General features: G+C 59.3%; 9 protein-coding genes. 8 read left to right on the top strand and 1 reads right to left on the bottom strand.

Annotated features, from left to right (window positions below; translation table 11 throughout):
- Positions 1-91: 91 nt before the first annotated feature.
- The 8 genes from ACYAR8_RS20105 (at position 92) to ACYAR8_RS20070 (ending at position 10871) form a co-directional block, all read left to right on the top strand.
- Positions 92-1720: an ABC transporter substrate-binding protein gene (locus ACYAR8_RS20105; protein WP_265387077.1), complete on the top strand. Its 1629-nt coding sequence runs from the start codon at positions 92-94 to the stop codon at positions 1718-1720.
- Positions 1721-2071: 351 nt separating this feature from the next.
- On the top strand, positions 2072-3673 hold the full coding sequence (locus tag ACYAR8_RS20100; RefSeq protein ID WP_108120825.1) for an ABC transporter substrate-binding protein: 1602 nt from the start codon (positions 2072-2074) through the stop codon (positions 3671-3673).
- A gap of 158 nt (positions 3674-3831) precedes the next feature.
- On the top strand, positions 3832-5217 hold the full coding sequence (locus ACYAR8_RS20095) for an OprD family porin (protein WP_463580857.1): 1386 nt from the start codon (positions 3832-3834) through the stop codon (positions 5215-5217).
- Between the two features lie 95 nt (positions 5218-5312).
- A complete protein-coding gene (locus tag ACYAR8_RS20090) occupies positions 5313-6920 on the top strand; it encodes an ABC transporter substrate-binding protein (protein WP_074886551.1) in 1608 nt (535 codons plus the stop codon).
- A gap of 64 nt (positions 6921-6984) precedes the next feature.
- The gene (locus ACYAR8_RS20085; protein ID WP_065990182.1) at positions 6985-7995 is read left to right on the top strand and encodes an ABC transporter permease subunit; all 1011 of its coding nucleotides are present in this window, start codon (positions 6985-6987) and stop codon (positions 7993-7995) included.
- A gap of 11 nt (positions 7996-8006) precedes the next feature.
- Positions 8007-8918, top strand: coding sequence for an ABC transporter permease subunit (locus ACYAR8_RS20080; protein ID WP_074886554.1), 912 nt, complete (start codon positions 8007-8009; stop codon positions 8916-8918).
- 10 nt (positions 8919-8928) lie between these two features.
- Positions 8929-9897, top strand: a complete 969-nt coding sequence (locus ACYAR8_RS20075) for an ABC transporter ATP-binding protein (RefSeq protein ID WP_065990186.1) — start codon at positions 8929-8931, stop codon at positions 9895-9897.
- Positions 9897-10871, top strand: a complete 975-nt coding sequence (locus ACYAR8_RS20070) for a peptide ABC transporter ATP-binding protein (protein ID WP_065990188.1) — start codon at positions 9897-9899, stop codon at positions 10869-10871. The genes ACYAR8_RS20075 and ACYAR8_RS20070 overlap by 1 nt, the downstream gene beginning before the upstream one ends.
- 235 nt (positions 10872-11106) lie before the next feature.
- On the opposite strand, the gene ACYAR8_RS20065 is transcribed toward ACYAR8_RS20070, so the two are convergent.
- Complete coding sequence (locus tag ACYAR8_RS20065) at positions 11107-13659, bottom strand: PepSY domain-containing protein (RefSeq protein ID WP_463580949.1); 2553 nt, start codon at positions 13657-13659, stop codon at positions 11107-11109.
- Positions 13660-13947 lie beyond the last annotated feature (288 nt).

Here is a 13947-nt window from a genome sequence, read left to right as displayed (position 1 = left end):
TTGCTTTGGGTATGGCGCCTGCATAAGTATCCGTGGGACAGGCCCAAAAGGCCGTACCCTCAATCAAAAAATGACAACAACTGAGGCCACCATGCTCAAAAAAGCGGTCATTCCGTTTCTACTCGGCGCAGGTTTGATCGCCAGCGCTCCCTTCGCCCATGCAGCATCGAATCTGGTGTTCTGCTCCGAAGGCAGCCCTGCTGGTTTCGATCCAGGTCAATACACCACCGGTACCGACTTCGATGCTTCGGCCGAGACCGTTTTCAACCGTTTGAGCCAGTTCGAACGTGGCGGCACTGCTGTCATTCCAGGCCTTGCCACCAGCTGGGACGTTGCTCCGGATGGCCTGACCTACACCTTCCACCTGCGTGAAGGTGTGAAATTCCACACCACCCCTTACTTCAAGCCGACGCGTACCTTCAATGCCGATGACGTGCTGTTCACGTTCAACCGCATGATCAACAAGGACGACCCGTTCCGTAAGGCGTACCCGACCGAATTCCCGTACTTCACCGACATGGCGATGGACACCAACATCACCAAGATCGAGAAGGTCGACGATCACACCGTCAAGATGACCCTCGGCACCGTTGATGCTGCGTTCATCCAGAACCTGGCGATGAGCTTCGCGTCCATTCAGTCCGCTGAATACGCTGCGCAGTTGCTCAAAGAAGGCAAGCCGGAAGACATCAACCAGAAGCCGATCGGCACTGGCCCGTTCGTGTTCAAGAGCTACCAGAAAGACTCCAACATCCGCTTCACCGGGAACAAGGACTACTGGAAGCCTGAAGACGTCAAAGTCGACAACCTGATTTTCGCCATCACCACTGACGCCTCGGTTCGAGTGCAGAAGCTGAAGAAGGGCGAATGCCAGATCACTGCTTATCCGCGTCCGGCTGACCTCGCTACGCTGAAAGCCGACCCTGCGTTGAAAATGCCTGATCAGGCCGGCTTCAACCTGGGTTACATCGCCTACAACGTGATGCCGAAGATCAAGGGTGAAGACAAGCCGAACCCACTGGCTGACCTGAAAGTACGTCAGGCGCTGGACATGGCTGTCGACAAGAAAGCCATCATCGACGCCGTGTACCAGGGCGCAGGCCAACTGGCAGTCAATGCCATGCCTCCGACCCAATGGTCTTATGACACCACGATCAAAGATGCACCGTTCGACATCACCAAGGCCAAGGAGCTGCTCAAACAGGCAGGCGTGAAGGAAGGCACCGAGATCACCCTGTGGGCGATGCCGGTTCAGCGTCCTTACAACCCGAACGCCAAGCTGATGGCCGAGATGCTCCAGAACGACTGGAAGAAGATCGGCATCAACGCCAAGATCGTTTCCTACGAGTGGGGGGAGTACATCAAGCGCGCCAAGGCCGGCGAAAACGGCGCAATGCTGATTGGCTGGAGCGGCGACAACGGTGACCCGGACAACTGGCTGGGTACTCTGTTTGGCTGCGACGCCCTCAACGGCAACAACTTCGCCAAATGGTGTGACAAGCCGTTCGATACCTTGATCCACCAGGCTAAGGAAACCACCGATCAGGCCAAGCGCACCGAGCTGTACAAGCAGGCCCAACACCTGCTCAAAGATGCCGTGCCTATGACTCCAATTGCCCACTCGACTGTTTATCAGCCGATGCGCAAGGAAGTTCAGGACTTCAAGATCAGCCCGTTCGGTCTGAACTCGTTCTACGGCGTCAGCGTCAGCGGCAAGTAATACTTCCAGATGAACATTCGGTCGCGTTGCCCAAGGGCGACGCGATCGCGTTGTCATGTGCTCGATCGTTAAATGAAATTGACTATCGTTAGATGCGTAGCGACTGGCCGTTAGCGCCCGTCTGAAAGTCTCTGCCTACTAACGATAAGCACTTTTCCTACAAACTTTGAAGCACGCGTAACTATGGACTGTGCGGCGCCAGAGACATTCCTTCTGACAAGCCACAAATACAGTCCGTTGTTTATCTTGAACAGTGAGATGTATCAGGCGTTGACTCTCCATTTGCGCAAACGATTGCCATGGATTGCGCAGGCAGTCGCATTTAATGCGCTTCTCACGATAAGGAATATCATGCGTTCGAATATCGTTGTGCCATCGCTTATCGCCGTCAGCCTTCTGGCGATGACGCCCGTTGTTCAGGCCGACAGTAAAAGTCTGGTCTTTTGTTCAGAAGGCAGCCCGGCCGGGTTTGATATCGGTCAGTACACCTCCGGCACTGACAACGATGCCGCCGAGCCGATCTACAACCGTCTCGCCGAGTTCGCACGGGGTGAGACCAGCGTGGTGCCTGCTCTCGCAACGAGCTGGGACATCTCCCCTGACAACCTGACGTACACGTTCCATCTGCGCGAAGGCGTCAAATTCCACAGCAACAAGCTCTTCACGCCCACGCGCGATTTCAATGCCGACGACGTGCTGTTCACGTTCAATCGCATGCTGCACAAGGACCACCCTTTCCGCGTTGCTTATCCGACGGAGTTTCCGTTCTTCACCAGCATGGGTCTGGACAAGAACATCAAGTCGGTGGAAAAAACCGACCCGATGACCGTGGTGTTCACCCTCAACAACGTTGATGCGGCGTTCATCCAGAATGTTTCCATGAACTTCGCGTCCATCCTGTCCGCTGAATACGCTGACAAACTGATGGCCTCGGGCGACGTGCGCGATATTAATCAGGCGCCCATCGGCACCGGCCCGTTCGTCTTTCAGCGTTATCAAAAAGACTCGCAAATTCGCTACGTAAAAAACAAACAGTTCTGGGACCCGAGTCGGGTCAAGATTGATCAGTTGATCTTTGCGATCAATACAGACGCGTCGGTGCGCGTTCAAAAACTCAAAAAGAATGAGTGTCAGGTCACCTTGAATCCGCGCCCTGCGGACGTTGAGTCGATCAAGGCGGACAAAAACCTGCGGGTCATCGAGAAGCCCGGTTTCAACCTCGGTTATATCAGTTACAACGTACGCCACGCCCCGCTGGACAACTTGCAGGTTCGCCAGGCGCTGGACATGGCGGTGGATAAAAAAGCGATCATCGCCGCGGTGTATCAAGGCGCCGGGCAACTGGCCCAGAACTCCATGCCGCCCACGCAGTGGTCCTATGACGACACGGTCAAGGACGCACCCTACAACCCGGAAAAAGCCCGCGAGTTGCTGCGCGCCGCCGGCGTCAAGGAAGGCACCGAGCTGACCCTCTGGGCCATGCCGGTCCAGCGCCCCTACAATCCCAACGCCAAGCTGATGGCCCAGATGCTTCAGGCCGACTGGGCCAAAGTGGGCATCAAGGCGACCATCGTCAGCTATGAATGGGGCGAGTACCTCAAACGCAGCAAGAATGGCGAACATGACATTTCGCTGATCGGCTGGACCGGTGACAACGGCGATCCGGACAACTGGATGGGCACGCTGTACAGCTGCGCTTCCATCGGCGGCAATAACTACTCGATGTGGTGCGACGAAAAATACGACGCACTGGTCAAGGCCGCCGTCTCGAACACCAACAAGGACCAGCGCATTGCGCTGTACAAACAAGCTCAGCATTACCTGAAAGAACAGGTACCCATTACGCCGATTGCCCACTCGACGGTGATCCAGCCGATGCGTAAGGAAGTGCAAGGTTTTCTTGTGAGTCCGTTCAACCGCAACAACTTCTCGGGCGTCAGCATCGCCGACTGATTCAAAAACATGCCTGGGGGCGCAACCACGCCCTTTGGCATTGCTTTATCCGCGTTTCGCCGGATAGGCAAGAAACTGGCCCATGGGGCCGCACCACCGAGCGGGCTACACCATAAAAAGCCCGCCTCTAAAAAAGCAGCAATCGGGAGCTTCAAAACGTGAAAAAAGCCAGCACCGCTGTATTCGCCTTATCCGTCCTCGCCATCAGCGTCGCGGCCCAGGCAGAGCCGACCAGTCAGGAATTCGTTCCGACCACACTGGCCACCACCAACCTTCAGGGCGAAGCCAAGGGCTTTCTGGAAGACTCGAAACTGACCGGTTCGACCAAGAACTGGTACGCCAACGAACTGTTGCGTCGTGGCGGCGAGTTCACCCGCAAAGAGAACGGCGTCGTGGTCGACAGCGACCCGCGCCGGATCAACTGGGTTCAGGGCACCATCGTTGACTACAGCTCGGGCTTCACCCAGGGCACTGTCGGTTTTGCCACGCAAATGGCGGTCTACAACGCCGTTGCGCTGGACCGTGACAAAGACGACCTGATGGGCGGCGCCAACCGTACGCTGACCGAGAACAACGGCGACCCTGTCGGGCAGTGGAGCAAGATGGGCCTGGCCAACATCAAGGCGCGCGTTTCCAACACGACCTTGACCGCCGGCCGCCAGTCGATGAACACCCCGGTGCTGGCTTACATCGGCAACCGTGCGCTGCCTTCGAGCTTCGAAGGTGTGAGCATTCTGAGCGAAGAGTTCAACAACATCTCTTTCCAGGCCGGCAGCTTTGATCGCGTGTCGCCACGTACCGAGCAGAGCCTGACCAAGTTCCGCTCCGAGTACACCAACAACACCGCCACCGCTGACCGCGTTGACATCGCAGGTGTGGATTACAAACCGTTCAAAAGCCTGACCACCAGCTTCTACGGCTCCAATGTCCAGGACTTCTGGCATCAGTACTACTTCTCGGCTTTGCACGAAATAGGCGATACCGACGTACTGGGCCTGAGCACCAACCTGAACTACTACAAGACCAAGGATTCCGGTCAGGCCAAAATGGGCAAGATCGACAACGACACGTACAGTCTGTCGCTGACCGCAACGCACAAAGCCCACAGCTTCAGCGTGGCGTACCAGCAAGTCTTCGGCGACACGTATTTCGATTACCTGCACGACACCAACGCCATCTTCCTGTCCAACTCCCTTCTGTCGGACTTCAACGGACCTAACGAGAAGTCGGTGCAATTGGGCTACCTGTTGAACATGGCGGACTACGGCGTGCCGGGCCTGAAATTCAACATCTATCAGGCCCGCGGTTTTGGTATCGACGGTTCGGGTTACAAAGGCACTGCCTACAACGAAACCGGTCTGGACGGCACTGTTGCCCACTATGAATACGGCATAGGTACGTCTTACACCCTGCAGTCCGGCCCGCTGAAGGCCTCGACCATGCGTGCGACCTACACCACTCACCGCGCAAACTCTGACGCGCAAATTGACGGCAACATCAACGAGTTCCGCGTGGTCACTACCATTCCATTCAACATTATGTAATCAGCACGATCGATCGGGCCTCAACGTGCGGTTTACCGAACTTCGTGGCCCGATACCGACTCATTAATGGCTTCATCTCTTGCGGAGTGCGTTACTTGAAATCGACATTCAAACTCGCAACATTGCGCAGCGCGATCGCACTGGCGGTATTCAGCGTTGCGGTCGGCGTATCGGCCAAGCCTCTGGTGGTCTGCACCGAAGCCAGCCCGGAAGGTTTCGACACGGCGCTCTACACCACCGCCGTGACCGCCGATGCGTCGGCGGAAACCATTTACAACCGTCTGGTGGATTTCAAGCCGGGCACCACAGACATCGTTCCGGCGCTGGCTGAGACGTGGGAGATCAGCGATGACGGACTGACCTACACGTTCCATCTGCGCAAAGGCGTAAAGTTTCACACCACCGAATACTTCAAACCGACCCGTGACATGAATGCCGATGACGTGGTCTGGAGCTTCCAGCGTCAACTGGACCCCAACCACCCTTGGCACAAACAATCGATGGTCGGCTATCCGTACTTCGAGAGCATGGGTTTCAAAGAGCTGCTCAAGAACGTCGAGAAAGTCGACGACAGCACCGTCAAGTTCACCCTGACTCGCCGCGAAGCGCCATTCCTGGCGGACGTCGCCATGGCTTTCGCCTCGGTGTACTCGGCGGAATACGCCGATCAGTTGCTCAAGGCCAACAAGACCGACAACCTCAACAGCCAGCCCATCGGCACTGGTCCGTTCGTCTTCCAGCGCTATGCCAAGGACGCTCAGGTTCGCTTCAAGGCCAACCCGGATTATTTCCGTGGCAAGCCGCCGGCTGACACCCTGATCTTCGCAATCGCCACGGACAACAACGTGCGCCTGCAGAAGCTAAAGGCCAACGAGTGTCAGATCGCCCTGTATCCAAAGCCGGACGACATCCCGAGCATCAAGAAAGACACCAACCTCAAGGTTGATGAGCTGAACGCGATGACCACCGCGTACATCGCCATGAACACCACGCACAAATACATGAGCGACGTGCGGGTGCGTAAGGCGATCGAGATCGCGTTTGACAAAGAAGCCTACGTCAACGCGCTATTCGGCAAAGGCAACGCCACCGTCGCGGTGAACCCGTACCCGGACACCCTGCTGGGTTACAACAAAGACCTGAAAAACCCTGCCCATGATCTGGACAAGGCCCGCGCCTTGCTCAAGGAAGCCGGCGTTCCGGAAGGCACCGTGCTGACGCTGTTCACACGCAACGGCGGCGGTCCGACCAACCCGAACCCGATGCTCGGCGCACAAATGATGCAGGCCGACCTGGCCAAAGTCGGCATTAAGTTAGATATACGCGTCATGGAATGGGGCGAAATGCTCAAACGTGCCAAAAACGGCGAACACGACATGGTGTCGGCCGGCTGGGCAGGTGACAATGGCGACCCTGATAACTTCCTGACCCCGAACCTCAGTTGCGAGGCCGCCAAAAACGGCGAAAACTACGCGCGCTGGTGTAATCAGAAGTTCCAGACGTTGATCGATCAGGCTCGGGAAAAAACCGACCCGGCCGAACGCGCGTCGCTCTACGAGCAGGCTCAAGTGATCTTCAATCAGGACCTGCCGTGGATCAGCATGGCCCATACCAAGATGTTCACCGCAATGCGCAACAACGTGGAGGGTTACCACATCAGCCCTCTCACCACTAATAACTTCGCTACCACCCAAGTGAAGTAGAAGAAGAATCCGGCGGGCTCTGCTACCCAGAGACCCGCCGGTACCTGATGAGGTACACGAGAAGATGTTTAGTTTTATCGCTCGCCGAGTGGGGTTGCTCATACCCACCTTCTTCGGCATCACCTTGCTGACCTTCGCCCTGATTCGCCTGATTCCTGGCGACCCTGTCGAAGTCATGATGGGTGAACGCCGGGTCGATCCGGAAATGCACGCCCAAGCCATGGAACGTCTTGGCCTGAACAAACCCCTTTATGCGCAATACATCGATTACGTCGGCAAGCTCGCCCATGGCGACCTGGGCGAATCGCTGCGTACGCGCACGAGCGTGTGGTCCGAATTCACTTCGCTGTTCCCGGCAACCCTGGAACTGTCGATTGCGGCGCTGATCTTCGCAGGCATCCTCGGGCTGCTGGCCGGTGTCATCGCGGCATTGAAGCGAGGGTCCCTGTTCGACCATGGGGTCATGGGTATCTCCCTTGCGGGGTACTCGATGCCGATCTTCTGGTGGGGCCTGATCCTGATCATGTTCTTCTCGGTATCGCTGGGCTGGACCCCGGTATCGGGTCGTATCGATCTGCTCTACGACATTCCCCCCAAAACCGGTTTCATGCTCATCGACACGCTGCTCAGCGATGAAGAAGGTTCGTTCATGGACGCTCTGCGTCACCTGATTCTGCCGGCCATCGTGCTGGGCACCATCCCGCTGGCGGTCATCGCCCGGATGACCCGCTCCTCGATGCTCGAAGTCCTGCGTGAAGACTACGTGCGCACCGCCCGTGCCAAAGGCCTGTCGCCGGCTCGCGTGGTGTTCGTTCACGGCCTGCGCAACGCGCTGATCCCGGTACTGACGGTGTTTGGTCTGCAAGTGGGCACGCTGCTGGCCGGTGCGGTTCTGACCGAAACGATCTTCTCCTGGCCGGGCATCGGCAAGTGGCTGATCGAAGCCATCGGCGCCCGTGACTACCCTGTCGTGCAGAACGGCATCCTGCTAATCGCCTGCCTGGTGATTCTGGTCAACTTCGTGGTGGACATCCTCTACGGCTTTGCCAACCCACGCATTCGTCATCAGCGCTGAGATCCCTTTTTATGAGCACACCTACTCCCGTAGTAGCAGTCGATCCAAGCCTGCTCTACCCGTCCGTTTACAAAGAGTTCTGGCAGCACTTCGCCAAGAACAAAGGCGCCGTCGCAGGCCTGGCCTTCATGCTGGTGATCGTGTTCTGCGCCCTGTTCGCGCCGTGGGTAGCCCCCCATGACCCGAGCGAGCAATACCGCGATTTCCTGCTGACCCCGCCGGTCTGGCTTGAAGGCGGTCAATGGCAGTTCCTGCTCGGCACCGATGAACTGGGCCGCGACCTGCTGTCGCGTCTGATCCAGGGTTCGCGCCTGTCGCTGCTGATCGGTTTGTCGTCCGTAGTGATGTCGCTGATTCCGGGGATCCTCATGGGTCTGCTGGCCGGTTTCTTCCCGAAAATCCTCGGCCCGACCATCATGCGTCTGATGGACATCATGCTGGCGCTGCCGTCGCTGCTGCTGGCTGTTGCCATCGTCGCGATCCTCGGCCCTGGCCTGATCAACACCGTCATCGCCATCGCCATCGTTTCCCTGCCGTCGTATGTGCGTCTGACCCGTGCAGCGGTCATGGGCGAACTGAACCGTGACTACGTGACCGCCGCGCGTCTGGCCGGCGCAACGCTGCCGCGCCTGATGTTCATCACCGTGCTGCCCAACTGCATGGCGCCGCTGATCGTTCAGGCCACCTTGAGTTTCTCCTCGGCGATCCTCGATGCTGCGGCGTTGGGCTTCCTGGGTTTGGGTGTACAACCGCCGACGCCTGAGTGGGGCACCATGCTCGCTTCGGCCCGCGACTACATCGAACGCGCCTGGTGGGTGGTGAGCCTCCCGGGTCTGACCATTTTGCTCAGCGTGCTGGCAATCAACCTGATGGGCGACGGTCTGCGCGATGCGCTGGACCCGAAACTCAAGAACGCCGCCTGAGGACGTCCGAATGTCTCTGTTAAACATCAAGAACCTCAACGTGCGCTTTGGCGACGCCACGGCCACCCCAGTGGTAGACGGCCTGGATCTGGCCGTCGACAAGGGCGAAGTCCTGGCCATCGTGGGAGAATCGGGGTCGGGTAAATCCGTGACCATGATGGCGCTCATGGGCCTGATCGAGCACCCCGGCATCGTCACCGCCGACGCCCTGGTCTTCGACGGCAAGGACATGCTGACGCTCAATGCGCGCCAGCGTCGCAAGATCGTCGGCAAAGACATGTCGATGGTCTTCCAGGACCCGATGACCGCGCTGAACCCGAGCTACACCGTGGGCTTCCAGATCAAGGAAGTGCTCAAGCAGCACTTGGGCCTGTCCGGCCGTGCTGCCCATCAGCGCGCACTGGAGCTGTTGCAGAAGGTGGAGATTCCGGGCGCTGCACAGCGTCTGGACGCCTACCCGCATCAGCTCTCGGGCGGCATGAGCCAGCGTGTTGCGATCGCCATGGCCATCGCCGGCGAGCCGAAGCTGCTGATCGCTGACGAACCGACCACTGCGCTGGACGTGACCATTCAGGCGCAGATCATGGATCTGCTGCTGGCCCTGCAAAAAGAGCAGGACATGGCGCTGGTGCTCATTACTCACGACCTTGCGGTGGTGGCTGAAACCGCCCAGCGCGTCTGCGTGATGTACGCCGGCCAAGCCGTGGAAGTGGGTCAGGTGCCGGGGCTGTTCGACGTCCCGGCGCACCCGTACAGCGAAGCACTGCTGGCGGCGATTCCCGAGCACAGCATGGGCGCCGCGCGCCTGTCGACGCTGCCGGGCATCGTTCCGGGTCGCTACGACCGCCCAAGTGGTTGCCTGCTGTCGCCGCGCTGCCCTTACGTCCAGGACAAATGCCGCCAGCAACGCCCAGGCCTCGACCCGAAAGCCCATAGTCTGGCGCGTTGCTTCTTTCCGCTGAATCAGGAGGTGGCGTGATGAGCGAAATCGTACTGACCGCTCGTGACCTTACTCGTCACTACGATGTGTCCCGTGGGCTATTCAAGCCCCATGCAACCGTGCGCGCGCTCAATGGCGTGTCGTTCGAACTCGAAGCTGGCAAAACGCTGGCGGTGGTCGGTGAGTCCGGCTGCGGCAAGTCGACGCTGGCCCGCGCGCTGACGCTGATCGAAGAGCCTTCTTCGGGATCGCTGAAAATCGCCGGTCAGGAAGTCACCGGCGCGACCAAAGCGCAACGCAAGCAGCTGCGCAAAGACGTGCAGATGGTGTTTCAGAGCCCGTATGCGTCGCTCAATCCACGGCAGAAAGTCGGCGATCAACTGGGCGAGCCCCTGCTGATCAACACCAGCCTCTCCGCCGCCGAACGTCGCGAGAAAGTGCAGGCGATGATGGCTCAGGTCGGTCTGCGTCCCGAGCACTATCAGCGCTACCCGCACATGTTCTCCGGCGGTCAGCGTCAACGTATCGCGCTGGCCCGGGCGATGATGCTGCAGCCTAAAGTGCTGGTGGCGGACGAACCGACTTCTGCCCTCGACGTGTCGATTCAGGCTCAGGTACTGAACCTGTTCATGGATTTGCAGCAAGAGTTCAACACCGGTTACGTGTTCATCTCCCACAACCTGGCGGTGGTGCGTCACGTCGCCGACACGGTGTTGGTGATGTACCTCGGTCGCCCGGCCGAAATGGGTCCCAAGGACGAGATCTACAACCGCCCGCTGCACCCGTACACCCAGGCGCTGCTGTCGGCGACTCCGACGATCCACCCTGACCCGTCGAAGCCGAAGATCAAAATCGTCGGCGAGCTGCCCAACCCGCTGAACCCGCCGTCGGGCTGCGCGTTCCACAAGCGCTGCCCGTACGCAACCGAACGCTGCGCCGCCGAAGTGCCGGAGCTGCGCTGGGTCGACAACCGTCAGGTTGCCTGTCATTACGCGGAACAGTTTGTGGCGTGATGGTTGATTCATAAAAAAGGCCGTTGCGTGAGAGCGCAACGGCCTTTTTTTGTGGCTTGATTTTGTGGCATCTGAACCACTGCTTCGCGATAACGGATGAGTTTAAGCGCCGGCGTGTTTCCCGGCTGAAGCCGGTCCTACTGAATGCACGCGATTTAATTGTAGGGGATCGAGTGCATTCAGCGGGACCGCCTTTAGCCGGGAATGAAACGGTTTCATCGTAGAAAGAGCCACCTCAATAAACATCCCGCCGATACCGGCCCTGCTCGATCAAATCCCGTACCGCGTCCTCACCCAACAACGCGTTCAGCGTCGCATCCACCCCGGCTGCCATGCCTTCCAGGCTGCCGCAGATGTAGATCACAGCACCCTCGGCCAGCCAGCGACGCAGCTCGTCAGCCGCCTCACGCAAGCGGTCCTGCACATAGATTTTTTCAGCCTGATCCCGGGAAAACGCCAGGTCCAGACGCGCCAGATCGCCACTCGCCAGCCATCCTTTGAGCTCATCGGCGCAGTGGAAATCGTGGGCACTGTTGCGCTCGCCAAACAGCAACCAGTTGCGCGGCTCACCTGCTGCGACGCGCGCCTTGAGCAAGCTGCGCAGGCCTGCCAATCCGGTGCCGTTGCCGATCAAAATCATCGGCACCGACTCGGTCGGCAGGTGGAAACCACTGTTGCGACGCACCCGCAGACTGATCGCCCCGCCCACCGCGACATGCTCGGTCAACCAGCCCGAACACAGCCCAAGGCTGCCATCGGGGTGCAACTCCTGACGCACGATCAGTTGCAGCACACCGTCCTCGAGAATCGACGCGATCGAATATTCGCGCATCGCCAGCGGCACCAGCGCATCGATCAGCGCTTGCGCGTGCAAGCCCACCAGATGACTCCGATTGACCGGCAACTGACGCGTCGACAAGGCTTGGCCGAGTGTCTCGCTCAAGCCATCGACGGTGACCTGGGTGTCAGCAGCAATGCCCAGACCGGACAGGAGCTGCTCGACCGCAGAGGCCGGGTTGCGCGGCAACACCTCCACCAGATCGCCGGCCTCCCAACGGATTGCCGAATCGCACGTCAGCCCAAGCAAGAACACCTTCGATCCTGCGCTTCCGGGGTTCAGCCATTCCCGGGCCACCAGCGTCCAGTTCTGATACTCCGGCGCTTGCCAGAACGTTGCTGGCGTCGAGCCCGTCAACTGGCCCAGTTGCTGTTGCCAGTGTTGCAGCGCCGCACCGTCGCCGCTGTCCACTTCCACCGGTGCGAACAGCGTGCGTCCGCCGCGCTCGGCCAGCCAGCCGTGCAACCGCTGAGCGAAACCGCAGAACTGCTGATACTGACGATCGCCCAGCCCAAGCACCGCGTAGTTGAGATTGTCCAGCACCAGCGGCCGGCCCAGCACTTTGCGCTCGAAGCCTCGGGCGCTGTCAGGCGCCTCGCCGTCGCCGAAGGTGCTGACAACAAACAACGCGTTGCGGCTCTGATGCAGGTCGTGTTCGGTGATGTCGCCCAGACGCTGCACCTTCACCGGCACACCGGCAGTTTGCAGCTGGCCGGCGGTTTGCCAGGCCAGTTGCTCGGCGAACCCGCTCTGGCTGGCGAAGCCGATCAACCAAGCCGCGCCCTGCTCGCCGGTCGTTGCTGACACTTCACCGCGAGCGTTGCGAATCTCGCGCTTCTTGCGACGACGGTCCAGGTACAGCAACCAGCCGGTGATGAAAAACAGCGGCATCAGCAGCGCGGCAACGGTCACGACGATGCGCCCGACGAGGCCAAAATAGCTCCCGGTGTGCAGCGCGTAGTTGCTGACCAACAACTGCGCGCCGAAGCTTTTCTCGGAATAGCGCGACACCGCCTTGAGCGCGCCGTCGGCCGGATCGAGAGTCATCTGGTTCAACGCGCGGGGGTGCGGCCCTGTTTTAAGGAGGTAAAACACCGTCGCCATCTGGCCCGGGGCCTGGGGCATGCGCAGGTTGTAGGCCTTGAGATCCGGGCCGGCAGCGCTCTGGATGGTCTGCCAGATGGCGTCATAGTCCGGCGCCGAGGCCGTGATTACCTTGGGTGCCTCTTCCACGGCCGGGCCAGGACGCGGCCCTGCGCCACGGCGCTGCTCGCCCGCCACGGGGGGATCGCCAATCAGCTTGGTCATGCCGTTGCTGAACCAGTCGTAGGACCACATCAGCCCGGTGATCGCCAGCAGCAAATAGATGATCAGGCACCAGGTGCCGAACACCGAATGCAGGTCCCAATTGAAACTGCGTCCCTTCTTCGCCCAGTCCATGGTCAGCCAGACGCGCCAGTTCAGCGGCTTGCGCGGCCAGCGCAGATACAGCCCGGACAGGCAGAAGAACACGAGGATCAGTGTGCAGGCGGCGGTGACTTGCTTGCCGTATTCACCTGCGGCAAGGAATCGGTGCAGGTTGAGGATGAAGCCGAAGAAGTCCTGACCGACGGCGTCCTCGGTGAACGCGCCGGTGTAGGGATTGAAGTTGTGCATCTCGCCGCGACGCTGGCCGGGCGGCGGTGTAAACCATACCTGGGCGATCCGGTCGCCGCCGACATCGATGCGGAACATCGCTACCTTGTCTTTGCCCTGGGCTTCAACCTTGCTGACCATTTCCGCCAGTGACAGTTGACGGCCTTGGGGCTGCACGAACAGCACATCGGGGTTGAGCACGTCGAGTATTTCGTCCTCGAAGGAATACAGCGCGCCCGTGATCCCCATCAGGGCAAGCACGAGACCGGCCGTGATTCCGAAGAACCAGTGCACTTGAAACAGGACTTTCTTCAACACCCTCGACACCTCACTCACCCGCTACGGCGCGCATTATGCGCACAAACGGCATACATTCTCATCTGTGGCTGATTCTTAATGCAAAATCCGTGGGAGCGACCGGGATGGCGCTCCACCTTGCTCGAAGAGGTTGGTACATCCACTGGATATCCAGCGGCCGAGCGTCCGCCTTCGCGAGCAAGCTCACTCCTACAGGTACTGACACGCCACCACTGTGCGGCCAGCGAAAATTCTGCAGGAGTGACGTGCCGCATCCGGATCAGAAGTGAAAGCTGGCACTCATCA

The sequence above is a fragment of the Pseudomonas sp. HP_01 genome (assembly GCF_055284355.1).
This window is presented reverse-complemented; position numbering and strand designations above follow the sequence as displayed.

Bases quoted from the DNA above. Each gene is read 5' to 3' on its own strand.
- ACYAR8_RS20105 (WP_265387077.1), top strand. From the start codon at position 92: ATGCTCAAAAAAGCGGTCATTCCGTTTCTACTCGGCGCAGGTTTGATC.
- ACYAR8_RS20100 (WP_108120825.1), top strand. From the start codon at position 2,072: ATGCGTTCGAATATCGTTGTGCCATCGCTTATCGCCGTCAGCCTTCTG.
- ACYAR8_RS20085 (WP_065990182.1), top strand. From the start codon at position 6,985: ATGTTTAGTTTTATCGCTCGCCGAGTGGGGTTGCTCATACCCACCTTC.
- ACYAR8_RS20080 (WP_074886554.1), top strand. From the start codon at position 8,007: ATGAGCACACCTACTCCCGTAGTAGCAGTCGATCCAAGCCTGCTCTAC.
- ACYAR8_RS20075 (WP_065990186.1), top strand. From the start codon at position 8,929: ATGTCTCTGTTAAACATCAAGAACCTCAACGTGCGCTTTGGCGACGCC.
- ACYAR8_RS20070 (WP_065990188.1), top strand. From the start codon at position 9,897: ATGAGCGAAATCGTACTGACCGCTCGTGACCTTACTCGTCACTACGAT.